This window comes from Ectopseudomonas oleovorans (assembly GCF_003052605.1).
Taxonomy (GTDB): Bacteria; Pseudomonadota; Gammaproteobacteria; order Pseudomonadales; family Pseudomonadaceae; genus Aquipseudomonas; species Aquipseudomonas oleovorans_A.
Genome location: NZ_QASO01000037.1, coordinates 91364 through 108965, shown reverse-complemented (window position 1 = coordinate 108965; position 17602 = coordinate 91364). Strand labels below are relative to the sequence as shown.

10 protein-coding genes and 1 pseudogene are annotated in these 17602 nt (G+C 58.8%); 9 read left to right on the top strand and 2 right to left on the bottom strand.

The features are described 5' to 3' along the window. Positions 1–10: 10 nt before the first annotated feature. Complete coding sequence (locus tag DBO86_RS07010; protein ID WP_108233327.1) at positions 11–901, bottom strand: LysR family transcriptional regulator; 891 nt, start codon at positions 899–901, stop codon at positions 11–13. 278 nt (positions 902–1179) lie between these two features. Here DBO86_RS07010 and DBO86_RS07000 point away from each other — a divergent pair, with 278 nt between their 5' ends. From DBO86_RS07000 to DBO86_RS06960, 9 genes are all read left to right on the top strand, one after another. Beyond that, on the top strand, positions 1180–2088 hold the full coding sequence (locus tag DBO86_RS07000) for a BrxR family transcriptional regulator (RefSeq protein ID WP_034079877.1): 909 nt from the start codon (positions 1180–1182) through the stop codon (positions 2086–2088). A 12-nt stretch (positions 2089–2100) separates the two neighbouring features. Continuing rightward, on the top strand, positions 2101–5334 hold the full coding sequence (locus tag DBO86_RS06995) for a helicase-related protein (protein WP_108233325.1): 3234 nt from the start codon (positions 2101–2103) through the stop codon (positions 5332–5334). 14 nt (positions 5335–5348) lie between these two features. Continuing rightward, entirely contained in the window at positions 5349–7136 is a 1788-nt protein-coding gene (locus tag DBO86_RS06990) for a DUF262 domain-containing protein (protein ID WP_034079881.1), read from the top strand. After that, on the top strand, positions 7133–7942 hold the full coding sequence (locus DBO86_RS06985) for a DUF4391 domain-containing protein (protein WP_034079883.1): 810 nt from the start codon (positions 7133–7135) through the stop codon (positions 7940–7942). The genes DBO86_RS06990 and DBO86_RS06985 overlap by 4 nt, the downstream gene beginning before the upstream one ends. Before the next feature lie 26 nt (positions 7943–7968). Beyond that, a complete protein-coding gene (locus tag DBO86_RS06980) occupies positions 7969–9996 on the top strand; it encodes a site-specific DNA-methyltransferase (protein ID WP_108233324.1) in 2028 nt (675 codons plus the stop codon). An 11-nt stretch (positions 9997–10007) separates the two neighbouring features. Then, on the top strand, positions 10008–11162 hold the full coding sequence (locus tag DBO86_RS06975) for an AAA family ATPase (RefSeq protein WP_108233323.1): 1155 nt from the start codon (positions 10008–10010) through the stop codon (positions 11160–11162). Continuing rightward, complete coding sequence (locus DBO86_RS06970; RefSeq protein ID WP_108233322.1) at positions 11159–11773, top strand: DUF4276 family protein; 615 nt, start codon at positions 11159–11161, stop codon at positions 11771–11773. Before DBO86_RS06975 ends, DBO86_RS06970 begins: the two co-directional genes overlap by 4 nt. A gap of 92 nt (positions 11774–11865) precedes the next feature. After that, the gene (locus DBO86_RS06965; RefSeq protein WP_108233321.1) at positions 11866–14916 is read left to right on the top strand and encodes a type III restriction-modification system endonuclease; all 3051 of its coding nucleotides are present in this window, start codon (positions 11866–11868) and stop codon (positions 14914–14916) included. A 56-nt stretch (positions 14917–14972) separates the two neighbouring features. Further along, on the top strand, positions 14973–16856 hold the full coding sequence (locus DBO86_RS06960) for an ATP-dependent nuclease (RefSeq protein ID WP_108233320.1): 1884 nt from the start codon (positions 14973–14975) through the stop codon (positions 16854–16856). 266 nt (positions 16857–17122) lie between these two features. Here DBO86_RS06960 and DBO86_RS06950 read toward each other — a convergent pair. Then, positions 17123–17581: pseudogene (locus DBO86_RS06950) on the bottom strand (IS5-like element ISPst7 family transposase); the annotation flags it as partial. Positions 17582–17602 lie beyond the last annotated feature (21 nt).

The window sequence follows — 17602 nt, the reverse complement described above, 5'->3', positions numbered from 1 at the left end:
TGCCGCCCGATCAATCGCCCGAGTGCGCGCGCAGGCGCGCAATGAACCGCTCCGCCGACACCGGCATATCCACGCTGACGGGCCGAAGCAAGTAGGTCGTGATGACTGCGGAATCCATGGCCAGGGGGCGGATCACCACATCGGGGCGCTGGCTCGCCGCGACCCTGGTTGCCCTGATGAAGCCGACTCCGTAGCCCGCACCGACCAGGGTGAGCATCATGTCCAGCGAAGACACATGCTCGGCGACGTCAGGCTGACGCTCCAGCGGCCGCAGGAGCCGCGCCAGTTCACGGTAGTAGCCTTCGTATACCTGTGGATCGCATAAGACCAGTGGGTAGCTCGCGAGCTTGTGCAGCGGAACAGTCTTATGTGAAAGCAAGGGGTGCCGGGCGGGCACCGCGACCACCAGCGAGTCGTGCCAGAGTGGCTCGGTCAGGATGTCATCGCCGACCTCCGCCGTGTGCGCAAACCCGATCGAGAAGTCGCCCGAGCGCAACCCGCGCAACTGCTCGGCCAGCGGCACTTCGGACAGGCGAATCTCGATCTCCGGCTCCTCCTCGCGGCAGCGGGCCAGGAGGGCCGACAGCCGGGGATCGATTGCGCCGTCGGACACTGCAATGCGAAGGCTTCCGCTCAGGCCCGCCGCGACCGCCTGAGCGTTCTCCTGAGCCTGCTTCAGCGCGGCGAACACCCTGCGCACGTCTTGCAGGAAAGTTGCGCCCGCCTCGGTAAGCACCGTACCTCGGCGGTTGCGCACGAAGAGCACCACGCCCAGATCGCCCTCAAGCTCCTTGATGGCGCGGGACAAGGGTGGCTGTTCGATATGAAGGCGCTCGGCGGCCCGTGTGAAGTGCAGCTCCTCTGCGAGAGCCACAAAGCAGCGAAGGTGTCGCAGTTCCATGGGCCATGCTCCTGTTCCATATCAAGGATCTATTCGCACCAGTTTTCGTCCGCGATGGCCTGCTGGATGCACCCCATTCCACGCCGTTCCTGGTGCGCTCCGCTGGGCTGATTGCCTACTCGTCCACGTCAGATCACTCATTTGCGCCTCAAAAAATGGTTATCATAATGCAGCGCACTAGCAAACCAGCTTGGGTTTATAGACGTCTTTTCAAGCAGCTCATATACTTTCTGCAGAAATCTGCATAAGCATTCGCTAACCCGAACGAGCCAACCAAGATGCCCCACGAACAGCTTGCCGATCTAACCCAGCCACAGCGTGACCGGCTCGCGTTCGTGGAGTTGCGCGTGCGCTTCATTGGGGAGATGCGCCGCCAGGACTTGGTCGCGCGGTTTGGTATCCAGTCCGCTGCTGCGTCCAGGGACCTGGCGCTGTACAAGGAAATCGCCCCCGGCAACATCGACTACGACGGCAAAGGCAAGTTCTACGTCCTCGGCCCGAGCTTCCAGCCGATCTTCGATTTCCCGCCCGAGCGGGTGTTGTCGTGGCTGACGCAGGGTTTTGGCGACGGTGAACCGATGCGCATCAAAGCCTGGGTGGCCAGCGAGAGCCCGTCCCGGCTCACCCACCCTGACCTGGACATCCTGGCGAGCGTGACTCGTGCCATCCACTACGAATGCCCGATGGGGATCGAGTACCACTCCATCTCCAGTGGCCGCACCGTGCGGGAGATCGTCCCGTTCGCGTTGATTGACAACGGCCTGCGCTGGCACGTCCGTGCCTTCGACCGCAAATCGCAGGAATTCCGGGATTTCGTCATCACCCGGATCAAGCGTCCTGTGGTGCGCAAGGGGCAGCCCGTGGCGCCCCACGAGATGAGCGATCAGGACATTCAATGGACACGGATCGTCGAGCTGGAGCTGGTTCCTCACCCGGATCAGCCCCGGCCAGAAATCACTGAAATGGACTACGGCATGCGAGGCGGCGTGCTGCACATGAAGCTGCGCGCCGCCACCGCTGGCTACATCCTGCGCAAATGGAGTGTGGACTGCTCCCCCGACCATAGCCTGCGCGGCCCTGAGTACCGGCTTTGGTTGAAGGACCACCTCGCCATCTACGGCGTGCGCAATGCAGTGCTGGCGCCGGGGTATGCATCGCCGAGTGCAGAAACGTCGATTGCTGACTGAACGGAAACGACCATGAAGCTGATCCAAAACACCGGAACACAGCGCGTCATCGACTTGATGCAGCCCCACCTCAAGCACGGCAACCGACTCGACTGTGTAACGCCTTCGTTCTCTCTCTACGCCTTTGCAGAAATCCGGGAGGCGTTGTCCGCTCTGGATCGAGTTCAATTGATCGTGCCTCCTGATAACGAGGCACTTGAACTCTTGGGTACGGAGAGCGACCGCGCTGCACGCAATCGTCTGCAGGCACGCTGGTTGGCCAATCAATGCGCGAAATGGATCATTGAGAAAGTGGAGCTTCGGCGGGCATCAAAAGGGGTGCCGCAGGGGGCTGCCGTCATGCGCGGGCCGGACGGGGTTCCTGCGCAAGTGATTCTGGGTTCTTTTGCCTTCAACACGTCTGGCCTTGGCCTGACGCCGGGCAACCCGCTGAACCTGATCCAGGCATCAGAAACGGCCGACGAAGCCGCGCAGCTAGCCCAATGGTTTGATCACCAATGGTCAGGCTTGCATGGTGCTGATGCCACCGACTCCACAGGCCAGCGCAACGAGAGCGCGTCCGTTCTTCAAGCACTGCAGGCCCTGGGTGAGCACCGCGATCCCTTCACCATCTACACCTTGATGCTGCATCGCCTGTTTCAGGGCAGCGGCGACGAGATGGACGAGGAGCGCATCGTCAAGTCCGCCACCGGCATTCGCAATACCGTGGTGTGGAAGAAGCTCTTCAAGTTTCAGCGCGATGGTGTGGTGGGCGCCATCGACAAACTGAGCCGCTTTGGTGGTTGCATCATCGCCGACAGCGTGGGGCTGGGCAAAACCTTCGAAGCCCTGGCCATCATCAAGTATCACGAGCTGCGCAACGACCGAGTGCTGGTGCTGGCGCCCAAACGCCTGCGCGACAACTGGGCGCTTTACAAGGCCAACGACAAGCGCAACATCCTTGCGGCTGATCGGTTCAACTACGACGTGCTCAACCACACCGACCTGTCGCGTGATGGCGGCCTGTCGGGTGACATCGACCTGTCTCATGTGAACTGGGGCAACTACGACCTGGTAGTGATCGACGAGTCGCACAACTTCCGCAACAAGGCCACGCACAAGGGCAAGGAATCGCGCTACGACCGCCTGATGCGACGCATCATCCGTGAGGGCGTCAAGACCCGCGTGCTGATGCTCTCCGCCACACCGGTGAACAATCGCTTGGCCGACCTGCGCAACCAGATTGCCTTTGCCACCGAAGGCGACGACACCGCCCTGTTGGAACACGGCATCGCCAGCATCGAGGCCACGACCCGCAAGGCGCAGGCGCAATTCAATCGCTGGCTGGCGCTGGACGAAGCTGAAAAGACCCCCAGTCAGTTGGTAGAAATGCTGGGTTTTGACTACTTCACCCTGTTGGACCATCTCACCATTGCCCGCTCCAGGCGGCATGTGGAGAAGTACTACGGCACCAGCGAGACCGGCCGCTTCCCCGACCGACTGCCGCCCATCAACATCAAGGCCGATGTGGACCTTGCGGGCGAGTTCCGTGCCATCCGCGACATCAACCAGGAAATCCGTCGGCTCACCCTTGCCAGCTACGCGCCGCTGCGCTATGTGCTGCCCCACAAGCAGGCGGCCTACGACGCCAAGTACAGCACCCAGGTGCGTGGCGGCGAAGGTTTCTTCCGCCAGGCGGATCGTGAAGAAAGCCTGATCCACCTGCTGCGTGTGAACGTGCTCAAACGCATGGAAAGCTGTGTGTCGGCCTTCACTCTGACCGTACAGCGCCAACTCAAGGATGTAGAGAACACGCTGGCACGCATCGAATCCCATGCCGAAGCACTGGAGGAAATCGACATTGCCGACGTCGATATCGACGACCCGGCGTTCGAGGCCTTGCTGGTTGGCCGCAAAGTCAAAGTGCTGCTGGGCGATGTGGATCTGATCCGCTGGAAGCAGGACCTACTGGAAGACCGCAACCGCCTGGCGACCCTGCTGGCGGCAGCGCGCCAAGTGGATGCCGCGCGTGATGCCAAGCTGGCAGCCTTGCGCGACATGATTGCCCGCAAATGCGCCCAGCCCATCAACACCCGCGATGGCAAAGCCAGCCGCAAGATCATCGTGTTCACCGCCTTCTCCGACACTGCGCACTATCTCTACGCCCAACTTGCCCCCTGGGCCAGGGATACGCTGGGTGTGCATTCGGCGGTCGTCACAGGCAGTGCCGGCATTCAAACCACCATGCCGGGTTTAAGTAAGCGCATGGGCGATGTGCTCTCGGCCTTCGCGCCGCGCGCCAAGGAGCGCCCGCAAGACCTGGCGGATGAAGGCGAAATCGACCTGCTGATCGCCACCGACTGCATCTCTGAAGGGCAGAACCTGCAAGACTGCGACTGGCTGATCAACTACGACATTCACTGGAACCCGGTGCGCATCATCCAGCGCTTTGGGCGTATCGACCGCATCGGCTCGCCCAACCAGCGCATCCAGCTCGTGAACTTCTGGCCCAACATGGAGCTGGAGGAATACATCAACCTGGAGCAGCGCGTCAGCGGCCGCATGGTGCTGCTCGATGTCTCGGCCACTGGAGAAGAAAACCTGATCGAGCAGCAGTCCGGCAACGCCATGAACGACCTGGAGTACCGGCGCAAGCAACTGCTCAAGCTGCAGGACACGGTGATCGACATGGAAGACCTGTCTACCGGCGTGGCGATCACCGACCTCACCCTGACCGACTTCCGCATCGACCTCGCGCAGTACCTGAAAGCGCACCCCGGCAAGCTGGACGCCCAGCCGCTGGGCGCTTATGCAGTCACCACCACGCTGGATGCCGACATTCCGCCCGGCGTGATCTTCTGCCTGCAAGCCTGCGGCCCGGCAGCAAAGTCCGCAACAACGTCCGACTACCCGCTGGCGCCGCACTACCTGGTGCATGTCGGCGATGACAGCACCGTGTTGCTGCCGTACCCGCAGGCCAAGCGCATCCTGGATCGCCTCAAGCGCCTGGCGCTCGGGCGCGAACGGCCAGATGACAGTGCCTGCGCACGTTTCGACAAGGCAACCAAAGGCGGCGAAGACATGCGCCACGCCCAGAAGCTGCTCGCTGCGGCGGTGGCCTCCGTCGCCGGGAAGCAAGAGGAACGGGCCGTGGCCAGCCTTTTCACGCCCGGTGGCACGCACGCCATGAAAGGCGAGTTCGCCGGCAGCGGCGACTTTGAGGTGGTGGCATTCCTCGTTGTGTTGCCCGATCAGCCAAGTATTTGATTACAAGGACCAGCATGAGCTTTCGCACCGCCGAACCCGCATTGAAAGATGTCCTCGATGGAATTGCATCGGGACAAATCCAGCTTCCTGACTTCCAACGCGGTTGGGTGTGGGATGACAACCATATTCGGTCATTGATCGCAAGCCTCTCGCTCTCCTACCCGATTGGCGCAGTCATGTTTCTGGAAGCAGGCGGCGTGCCATTCAAGCCCCGCTTGTTTGCCGGTGTAAACCTGCAGCCTGCGCCTGCTCCTAAGACCCTCGTGCTTGATGGTCAGCAACGCCTGACCTCCATGTACCTGGCGCTGCGCAGCGGCCAGCCAGTGCAGACACGCACGGAGAAAGGCGCGGATATTCGTCGTCTTTATTTCCTCGACATGAGCAAATGCCTGGATGAATCGGCGGACCGTGAAGATGCCGTACTCTCGGTGCCAGAGACGCTGCAAGTCACGTCGGATTTCGGCCGAAAGGTCGATTTGGACGTCAGTACGCCTGACCAGCAGTACAGCCAGCGGCTCTTTCCCGTGGCATTGTTGTTCGACATCCAAGGGTTCATGGCCTGGGAAAGCGGCTTCAGCGCACACCATCAGTTCGCAGCGGAAGCCATGCAGTTCATGCAGCGGTTTCGCAACGAAATCTGGCTGCGCTTCCAACAGTTCAAGGTGCCCGCCATCGAACTGACCCAGGACACGCCGCGCGAAGCCGTGTGCCAAGTCTTCGAGAAGGTCAATACCGGTGGCGTGACGCTCACCGTCTTCGAGCTAATGACGGCAACCTTCGCGGCCGATGAATTCAACCTGCGCGATGACTGGGAAGCTCGGCAGGAGCGACTGACGGCCAAGCACGACGTGCTCACGGCGGTGGACGGCACCAGCTTTCTCACCGCAGTGACCCTGTTGGCCAGCTACCGTCGACACAAAACGCATGGCACATCCGTCAGTTGCAAGCGTGCCGACGTGCTGAAGTTGCCGCTGGCGGACTTCAAGGCGCTGGAATCTGATTTGGAGAAAGGCTTCAAGCGGGCAGCCGAGTTGCTGGCGGAGGAAAAAATCTTCGACGACCGAAGCCTGCCTTATGCCACGCAACTCATTCCGTTGTCGGCCATCTGCGCTCATTTGGCAGACCGCACCACGCAACATGGCGTCAAACAAAAGCTGCTGCGCTGGTACTGGAGCGGTGTTCTGGGTGAACTGTACGGTGGCGCCAACGAAACCCGTTTTGGCATGGACATCCAGGATGTGGTCGCCTGGGTCGAAAGCGGCAGCGAACCGCGCACGGTGCGCGACGCCAACTTCGCGCCGACGCGCCTGCTGTCTCTGCAAAGCCGCCTCGCAGCCGCCTACAAGGGGCTGGCCGCCTTGCTCATGAAACACGGTGGTCGGGATTTCGTCAGCGGCACGCCGATTGACCTCAACACCTACTTCAACAACGCCATCGACATCCACCATGTGTTCCCCCGTGCCTGGTGCGAAAAGCAGAAATTGCCCAAGGAGAAATGGAACAGCGTGGTCAACAAGGCCCCTCTGGCCGCTGGCACCAACCGTTTCATCAGCGGGGATGCGCCCAGCATGTACCTCGCCCGCATCCAGAAAGCCAAGCAGGTGGCCCCCGATAGCCTGGACGAGTTTCTGCTCTCCCACGTGATCCCGGTGACCGCGCTGCGCTCTGACGACTTCGATGCGTTTATCCGCCAACGCGCCGCCGCACTGTTGAAGCTGATCGAGCAGGCCATGGGCAAAACCATCGCCGGGCGCGACAGCGAAGAAACGGTCAAGGCATTTGGGGCGGCACTCTCGTCATGAACAGGTCGGATGTCGTCAGTGCCCTGAATCTCCCGGATAGCGCACGGGTGGACCAGCGCGTGCCCAAAAAGCTGTTGCTGGAGAACGGTGCGCCCACCGCGTCTGACAAGCGCTTGATCACCGATGCCATTGAAGACATTCAGTGGCTGGCCGCCCTCAAGCCCAACACCATCGGCGTGCCCGAGTACCGCGATACGCAACGCGAGTACCTGGAAATCGCGGTGCTGGCGGTCACCTTGCGCGGTGCCATCAAGCCCACCAGTCTTTCACGCCTGGTCGAATTGGTGCATCGGGCCGTGCCTTACCCGGTGCTGTTACTGCTGGATGAAAGACGAGCTGACGGGCCCACGCTGACCCTCTCGCTGGCGCATAAACGCTGGGCGCAGAACGAGGCAGAAAAAATCGTGCTCGACGGCGATCTGGTGTCGGCCTCTTTATCCCGCACGGCCAGTGGCACAACCGAGGCTGATACGAAGGCACGTCCCGAAGCCGAACATGCCTTCGTGCAATCCCTCGCAATTGCGCGTCAGCCCCAGGCCTCGCTTCATGCCCTTTATCAAGGCTGGATCGAATGCGTGCAGTCCCTGCACGCAGCGCGACGCACAGGAAGCTATCAAGCCGCCGCAACGCCGGAACAGGCTGCGGCACGCCGGCAGGCATTGGCCGATTGCCAGCGGCTGGAAGGTGAAATAAGCCGCCTGCGCACCCAAGCCGCCAAGGAAAAACAACTGGCGCGCCAGGTGGAACTGAACCTGACGCTCAAGCGCATCCAGTCCGAACTGGCCGCAGCACAACAACAGCTTTGAAGATTAAACGAATGACGGGGAAGACCATGGAAAAACTCACGGCAGCCAGCCCAGAAGCCCAATCCGCCGACCTGGTAGCGGGCAATATCGAACAACTCAAGGCGCTGTTCCCGGAACTGATCACCGAGGGCGCGAACGGCGTGGCCGTGAATGTGGACGTGCTCAAGGCGCTGGTGGGTGATGCCAGCGTGACCGATGCCGATGAGAAGTACGGCCTCAACTGGCACGGCAAGCGTCGCGCCCGCCAACTGGCGCTCACGCCCAGCACTGGCACCCTGCGCCCCTGCCCGGAAGACAGCGTGGACTGGGACACTACCCAGAACCTGATGATCGAAGGCGACAACCTCGAAGTGCTCAAGCTGCTGCAAAAAAGCTATGCCGGCAAGGTCAAGCTGATCTACATCGACCCGCCGTACAACACCGGCAAGGATTTTGTGTACCCGGACAATTTTCAGGACAACATCAAGAACTATCTGGAACTGACCGGACAGGTAGAAGGTGGGCAGAAAATCAGCAGCAATACCGAAGCCAGTGGGCGGTTTCATACCGACTGGCTGAACATGATGTATCCACGGTTGAAGCTGGCAAAGGGTTTGCTCAAGAAGGATGGAGTCGTTTTTATCTCGATTGACGACAATGAGCTTCATAATTTCCGCATGCTCGCGGATGAAGTTTTTGGCGAAGAAAACTTCGTTGCCACCGTTGCCGTTGTCAACAATATGAAGGGGCGCAACGACAAAAAGCACATCGCCGCTTGTCACGAATACGTTGTTGTCTACGCAAATCCTGGCTTTGTTTCTAACGGCCTACCGCTGACTGAGGCGCAGCGCGCTGCATTCAAGCACGAGGATACAAATGGCCAAAAATATGCGCTTCGAGACTTGAGAAAACGTGGAGGCCCGGATCGTCGCGAGGATCGCCCCAAGATGTATTTCCCTATTTATTGGGATGAGACGACTGGCGTATGTTCACTGAGTCGAAAAAGCAACACCGATGTCGAGATTTTCCCTCTGCGTGGAGACGGTTCTGAAGGGTGCTGGCGCTGGGGATATGAAAAAGTGGAACAGCATCTGGATTGGATGCACGCAAAGCGATCTGGGCGTAGTGGCAGGCTGGATGTTGATCATCGAGTGTATCTTGATCCGTCGATTGCGGTGGATGACGCCGATGATGAAGCTGATGATGACGAAGATGAAGCCATCGAGCGCACGTCGAAGCCGAAGTCGGTGTGGTTTGGCGGCGAGTTTTCGACCGATAGCGCCAAGCGAGCATTGAAGGAGTTGATTCCGGGCGAGTCGTTCGACTTTCCGAAATCAATCGATTTTCTTCGTACGTGTGTGCTGCTCGGTTCGAGTGGGAATGACATTGTTGCCGACCTGTTTGCGGGTTCAGCAGCAGCAGGACAAGCCGTGATGCAGCAGAACGCAATCGACGGTTCTGCGCGACGCATCCTGACAATTCAACTTCCTGAGCCGTTGAATCCAACTGAAAAAAACCAGAAGGCAGCCGCCACGATATGCGACAAGCTTGGACTTAAGCGAAACATCGCTGAGTTGACGAAAGAACGTCTACGTCGCGCTGGAGACAAGGTTAAAGCGGACAACCCACTGTTCGTTGGCGACACCGGCTTCCGCGTCTTCAAACTCGACACCTCCAACATCCGCGCCTGGAATCCAAAACCGGATAATCTGGAAGCCTCGCTGTTCGACCATCAAGATCACCTGCTCGAAGGCCGCTCCGAGGCCGATGTGCTGTACGAGCTGCTGCTCAAGCTCGGCCTGGACCTGTGCGTGCCCATAGAGCAGCGCAGCATCGCGGGCAAGGCGGTGCACGCCGTGGGCGGTGGCGTGCTGCTGGCCTGCCTGGCGGAGAACATCAACGCTGCCGAGGTCGAAGCCCTGGCCGATGGCATCGCCGCCTGGCACAAGCAACTGGCCCCTGCCGGCGATACCACCTGCGTGTTCCGCGACAGCGCCTTTGCCGACGATGTGGCCAAGACCAATATGGCGGCGATTCTGCAGCAGCACGGCATCGCCAACGTGCGCAGTCTTTAAGGAGATCAGCGATGCAAGTCACCAGAGTCAAATTGAAGAACTGGCGCAATTTCAGATCATTTGATGTGCCAATGCGCGATGTGACCTATATTTTGGGACCAAACGCCTCCGGTAAATCCAACCTGCTGGATGTGTTCCGTTTCTTGCGTGATGTCAGCAAACCCGCAGGTGGCGGGCTTCAGGCTGCGGTGCTCGACCGGGGCGGAATCAGCAAGCTGCGGTGTCTTCATGCACGCCGTGACCCAGAGGTATGCATTGAGGTGGAACTGTCAGATTCTCCGGATGATGAAGTTCCCAACTGGCGTTATGTGCTGGGGTTCAAATCAGAAGGTAAGGGTGCGCAGCGTATTTTGGTGTCCAAGGAAGAAGTCTGGCACGAAGGCAAGCAGTTATTTTCGAGACCTGATAAGGACGACAACAAGGATTCTGTCCTGCTGACCCAAACGCGCCTTGAGCAAATTGCTGCCAATGCGGAATTTAGGGAGCTTGCGGAGTTCTTCGGTTCGATCACCTACTTGCATCTGGTGCCCCAGTTGCTGAAGTTCGCAGATAGACTTGGTGGGCGGCCTTTGGAAAATGACCCCTTTGGTCAGAGTTTTCTGGAGCGGATCGCCAAAACAACGGAACGTGTCAGAAATACCCGATTGAAGAAAATCAGTGAGGCCTTGACGTTGGCTGTGCCTCAATTCAAGGAGTTACGATTCATTAAGGACGATTCAGGACATCCTCATCTGGAAGCCTTGTATTCGCATCACAGGCCCAACGCAGGGTGGCAATCAGAAGAGCATTTTTCTGATGGAACCTTGCGGCTGCTCGGGCTGTTGTGGGCCCTGCTCGATGGTAGCTCCATGCTGCTGCTTGAGGAGCCGGAAATCTCACTCAATGATGCGGTAGTGAAAGAAATACCGCTCATCATTCAGCGCCTGCAAAAGAACAGAAAGCCAAAGCGGCAAGTGCTGATCAGTACCCATAGCGAGGCGCTGCTCAGTAACCCGGGGATCGATGGCCGGGGGGTTCTGCTGCTGGAAGCCACGGCAGATGGTTCAATCGGACGAACGCTGCAAGAAGATGAAGCGTCAGCACTTGAAGCAGGGCTCTCGGTGGCCGAGGTGGTACTGCCAAAGACACGCCCCAGTTCTGTCAATCAGCTGGGGTTGTGGGAATGACACCGGTTGCCTTGGCTACCGAGGATGAACTCAGTGAAGCGGTAGGCGTGAAATTGTTATCAGAGCATCCGGTTTTGACAGAAACCTCGCCGATGTTGCTGAGAAAAAATGGTTTTGGATATTTGCGCTCACGCATGGATAGCTGGCGACAGATGGCCAATCGCCAGATTGTGGTTGTTTTGACCGATTTGGACAGGCTGGCCTGCCCACTGCTTCTGCTTGAAGATTGGTTGGGTGCTGACCGGCAACATCCTGAAAACCTGCTGTTGCGTATTGCCGAACGAGAGGTTGAGTCATGGCTGCTTGCTGACCACGAGGCACTTGGAAAGCTGCTGGGCAGTAAAGCCCGGTTTCCGGTGCAGCCGGACACGTTGCCAGACCCCAAACAGCATCTACTCGGGCTGGCTCAAAAAGCACCCAGAGCAGTGCGAGAGGACCTGGTCGCTCAACAGGGAGCCGTTGCCAGGCAGGGGATTGGCTATAACCGCCGCTTGGTGGACTGGGTACAGGCCGAGTGGTCTCCGGAAAGAGCCGCCGCTCGTTCGCCAAGCCTTTCACGAGCCAGAAACGCCATGGGCAGAGTCGCCCACAGAGTGATACAGGCTAAGTAACCGTTTTTGTGGAGCCTGAACGCAGAAATAGACTCCACTAGGGCTTTTGTGGAGCGCACAGACTCCACTACTTTTTCAGGAAATGCAGCCGTATGAAACTGCACTTTGAACCCGATCTCGACTACCAGCTCCAGGCTATCGAAGCGGTCTGCGACCTGTTCCGTGGCCAGGAACAGTGCCGCACCGAATTTACCGTGACCATGAAGCTGCCCCAGCCGGCAACGGATCTCTTCTCTTCTCAAGAGGGGCACGGTAGCCAGCCCGAGCAAATGACCCTGGGCATGGCCGAAACCGACCTCGGCGTCGGCAACCGTTTGACACTGCTGGACGATCAACTCTTGCACAACCTGCGCGAGGTGCAGTTGCGTGGCGGTCTGGCGCCGTCCGGCGTGCTGAGTTCCGGCGACTTCACCGTGGAGATGGAAACCGGCACGGGCAAGACCTATGTGTACCTGCGCACGATTTTCGAATTGAACAAGCGCTACGGCTTCAGCAAGTTCGTGATTGTGGTGCCGTCGGTGGCGATCAAGGAAGGTGTCTACAAGACCCTGCAGATCACCGAGGAGCACTTCAAGGGGCTCTACGCCGGCGTGCCCTTTGATTACTTCCTGTATGACTCGGCCAAGCCGGGGCCGGTGCGCAACTTTGCCACCAGTTCCAACATCCAGATCATGGTGGTGACGGTGGGCGCCATCAACAAGAAGGATGTGAACAACCTCTACAAGGAGAGCGAGAAGACCGGTGGCGAGAAGCCCATTGACCTGATCAAGGCGACCCGGCCGATCATCATCGTGGATGAGCCGCAGAGCGTGGATGGCGGCCTGGAAGGCCGTGGCAAGGAAGCGCTGGATGCGATGAACCCGCTGTGCACACTGCGCTATTCCGCCACCCACGTGGACAAGCACCACATGGTGTACCGCCTGGATGCGGTGGATGCCTACGAGCGCAAGCTGGTCAAGCAGATCGAAGTGGCGTCGGCCACGGTAGAGGACGCGCACAACAAGCCTTTCGTGCGCCTGGTGAAGGTGGAAAACAAGCGCGGCCGCATCAGCGCCAAGGTTGAGCTGGATAAACAGACCGGCACCGGCGTGCAGCGGGTGGAGGTGACGGTCAGCGATGGCGACGACCTCCAGCAGAGCGCCGATGGCCGCGCGATCTACGCCGATTTTCGGGTGGGCGAGATCAACACGGCCAAAGGTGAAGAGTTCATGGAGCTGCGCTACCCCGGCGGCGAAGTGTTCTTGCAGCCTGGCCAAGCTCACGGTGATGTGGATGCGCTGGCCGTGCAACGCGAGATGATCCGACGCACGATCAAGGAACACCTGGACAAGGAAAAGCACCTGCGCCCATTGGGGATCAAGGTGTTGAGCCTGTTCTTCATCGACGCGGTGGATAAGTACCGCCAATACGACGCAGACGGCCAGCCGGTCAAGGGCGTGTATGCGCAGATATTCGAGGAGGAATATCGCCGTGCCGCCAAGTTGCCGGCCTACCAGAGCTTGTTTGCCGAGATCGACCTAGCGTCCGCCGCCGAAGAGGTGCACAACGGCTATTTCTCCATCGACAAGAAGGGCGGTTGGACCGACACCGCCGAGAACAATGCGGGCAACCGGGAGAACGCCGAGCGGGCCTACAACCTGATCATGAAGGAGAAGGAGAAGCTGCTGTCCTTCAGCACGCCGCTGAAGTTCATCTTCTCCCACTCCGCGCTCAAGGAGGGTTGGGACAACCCCAACGTGTTCCAGATTTGCACCTTGCGCGACATTCAGACCGAGCGCGAGCGTCGCCAGACCATTGGCCGCGGCCTGCGCCTGTGCGTCAACCAGGATGGCGAGCGGGTACGCGGCTTCGAGGTCAACACCCTGACTGTGGTGGCCACGGAAAACTACGAACAGTTTGCCGAGAACCTGCAGAAGGAAATCGAGAAAGACACGGGCATACGCTTCGGCATCGTGGAGCAGCACCAATTTGCCGCCATTGCCGTGACCGGCGCTGATGGGCATGCCGCACCGCTGGGCATGGAGCAATCGAAGGCACTGTGGGAGCACTTGAAAGCTGCCGGCCATATTGATGCCAAGGGCAAGGTGCAGGATTCGCTGAAAACGGCGCTGAAGAACGGCACCTTGGAGCTGCCAGCCGAGTTTGATGCACAGAAAGCCCAGATTGCCGAAGTGCTGCGCAAGGTATCGGGCCGACTCGACATCAAGAATGCCGATGAGCGCAGGCAAGTGCCGCTGCGCAAGGGCAAAGATGGCAAGGCCATTTACCTGAGCGACCAGTTCAAGGCGCTATGGGATCGCATCAAGCACCAGACCACTTACCGCGTGCAGTTCGACAACGCCAAGCTGGTGACGGATTGCATTGCAGCGTTGCAGAAAGCCCCGGTGATCGCCAAGGCACGGCTGCAATGGCGCAAGGCCGACATCTCTATCGGCAAGGCGGGTGTCGCCGCGACAGAGAAAGCGGGCGCGGCGACCGTGGTGCTAGACGAGGCGGACATCGAGCTGCCGGACTTGTTGACCGACCTGCAGGACCGCACCCAGCTCACCCGTCGCACCATCGTCAGCATCCTGACGGGAAGCGGCCGCCTTCATGATTTCAAGCGCAACCCGCAACAGTTCATCGAATTGACCGCCGAAACTATCAACCGCTGCAAGCGCCTGGCTCTGGTCGATGGCATCAAGTACCAGAAATTGGGCGACCAGCATGTCTATGCGCAAGAGCTGTTCGAGAAGGAAGAACTCACCGGCTATCTCAAGAACATGCTGCAAGATACCCGCAAGTCGATCTACGAGCACGTGGTGTACGACTCGACCACTGAGCGGGACTTCGCCGATGGGCTGGAGAAAAACGAAGCCATCAAGCTCTACGCCAAGTTGCCAGGCTGGTTCAAAGTGCCCACGCCGCTGGGTACCTACAACCCCGACTGGGCCGTGTTGGTGGAAGAAGACGGCACCCAGCACCTGTACTTTGTGGTGGAAACCAAAAGCAGCCTGTTCACCGACGACCTGCGCGACAAGGAAAGCGCCAAGATCGAATGCGGCAAGGCGCATTTCACGGCGCTGGGGGTTGGTGAGAACCCCGCCCGGTATGTGGTTGCGCGCTCGGTTGACGATCTTTTGACCGAGGCGGCAAAAGGATAGGTTCTGTCGCTGTCACGGCGAGAGACGACACAAAACACAAGGAGCAGAGGCCCAAAATGAAAATCCAATCCGTTCGCATCCGAAACTTTCGCACGTTAAAAGACGTGACGATTCCGTTTGATTCCGTCACGACCTTTATCGGGCCGAACGGTGCTGGCAAGTCAACGGTACTCCGTTCGCTCGACTGGTTCTTCAACGGCAAACCCGGGTCGCTGACGGAAAAGGATTGCTCTTTCGGGGCGAAGGACGAGGATATCGAGGTTCAGGTCACCTTCGCAGATCTCACCGAAAAGGATCGTGAGGCACTTGGCAAGTACGCGCCGGAAGGGGTGGTCACGTTCACTGCATGGAAGCGTCGATCCTCCGATGGCACCGAGGTGCTCTCCGCCAATGCAAAGGGATTTCCGGCTTTCAATGCCATCAAGGCGGCAGGTGGCGCGACTGCGAAGAAAGAGCTGTACGCAACTCTCCGGCGCGAGCGACCGGAACTTGATCTTCCTGCGGCGAATACTGGTCCAGCCGTTGAGCAGGCAATGACAACTTGGGAGGCGGCTCACACTGATCAATTGCTCGATGCGCCCGAGGCTTTGCAAACCAATTTCTTCGGTTTCAACAGTGGCGGCAAGATGAGCGGGCTATTTGACTTCGTGTTGGTGACGGCCGACCTTCGGGCAAGTGAGGAGTCGATCGATGGCAAGGCAAGTATCATCGGTCGAATCCTGGAGCGCTCGATTGACCGAACTGCTGCTGATGAGGCGATCGCGGAAATCGTTGCGGAGTCACGGGCAAAGCAGCAACTGGTCTATGAAGAGAAGTTCAAGGAACAGCTTGGAGCCATCACGACGCAGCTCAACGAGGTTGTCACAACCTATGCGCCAGGCCGGGCAATCATGGTTTCTCCGGCTGAAGTGGAGCTCAAGGCACCTCGCACGACGTTCGATGTGGCCGTGCTCGATGGCACCACCGAGACTGCGGTGGAGCGACAGGGACACGGCTTTCAGCGCACGCTGCTGATTTCGGCTCTGCAACTCTTGGCGCAGTCGGGCGCTGCCTCGGCCGAGGGAGTCATCTGCCTGGCGATCGAGGAGCCGGAACTGTTCCAGCACCCGATCCAGGCGCAGACCTTTGCGAAGGTACTCAGGTCGCTCGCCGAAGATGCTGGCAAGCGCATCCAGGTGACCTATGCGACGCATAGCCCCTACTTCCTGGAGGCTCGACATTTCCATCAAGTCAGACGGCTGACGAGATCCGCTGATGCAGTCCCGGTGGTGACGGTCCACTTTGCCACGGTTGAGGATGTGAAGACCAGGCTGAATGGAACAGTGGATGGCGATGTGGTCGATCGCAGGCTCGACCATAACGTGGCTGACCAGCTTGCCATAGCACTCTTCGCGAATCGCGCATTTCTTGTGGAGGGGACAACCGAATCTGCTGTGTTCTACGGCATTGGGGATAGAACTTCCCCCGGCGCCCTTGAAGCAGCAGGAATTTCGATCGTTTCTGTGGGCAGCAAGACATCGATACCACTCGCGCATGCGATTTTGAAATCTATTGGTGTGCCAGTCTACGCACTGTTTGATGCAGACGGTGGATTTGAAGCGCGGGCCAAAGCCAAAAACAAAAAACAAGATGACATAGATCGTGAGCGCAACAATCATGCGGTAGAGAACCGCAGGTTAATGCGATACTTCGGCTTGCCTGAAGAAGATTTTCCAGCCGCCACCATTTCCGATGTCGCGGCCATTTTTGACGATCACCTTGAAGCGTTTCTTTCTGCGAACTGGGGCGAGTGGATAACTGCCTGCAATAGTGTTGAGGTGGATACAGGAATAAATCTATCGAAAAACCAACTTGCATACCGGACTGCAACACTTAGGTCAGAAGGAGTGGTGCCGGAAATGCTTACGCAGATTCTTGTCAAGGTGGAGGGTAAGCAATAATGCATGAAATCATCTGCCCTCACTGCAGGAAAGCATTCAAGATCGATGAAGCTGGGTACGCGGATATTCTGAAGCAGGTTCGAGATAGTGACTTTGATAAGCAGTTACATGAACGGCTAGGGATGGTCTGAAGTAGCCATGCATTTCTGGCTGACTTCAGCCTCCGCCGATTTTGAAAGCGGCAAATCGATCAAAAACGATCAGATAACCCGCTTATTTCGGTGTTTCTAGCCGCCGAGAACACCTCGCGGCGGCCATTTCCTGCATTACAGGCGCACCTCTCCTGCATTGGTCAGCAAATGTCGGCGTGCCATCCACAGGTTCGACAGCGCGAACAGCGTCACCAGTTGCGCAGTATTCTTGGCCAAGCCACGGAAGCGCGTCTTCACATAACCGAACTGCCGCTTGATCACCCGAAACGGGTGCTCAACCTTGGCCCGTACCTGAGCCTTGGATTTCTCGATCTTGCGTCTGGCTTTGTACAGCGCGCTGCTCTTGCCCAGCTTTTTGTAAGTGCTGCGCCGTGCTGCCACCTGCCAAATCACTTCGCGGCCATCATGCTCGGCACGCTTCTCGACGCCGGTATAACCCGCATCGGCGCAGACCACGTTTTCCTCGCCATGCAGCAACTTGTCGACCTGGGTGACGTCCGCCACGTTAGCCGCCGTACCTACCACGCTATGCACCAGGCCCGATTCGTCATCGACGCCGATGTGGGCCTTCAGTCGGGTAAAACAGGGGTGTTA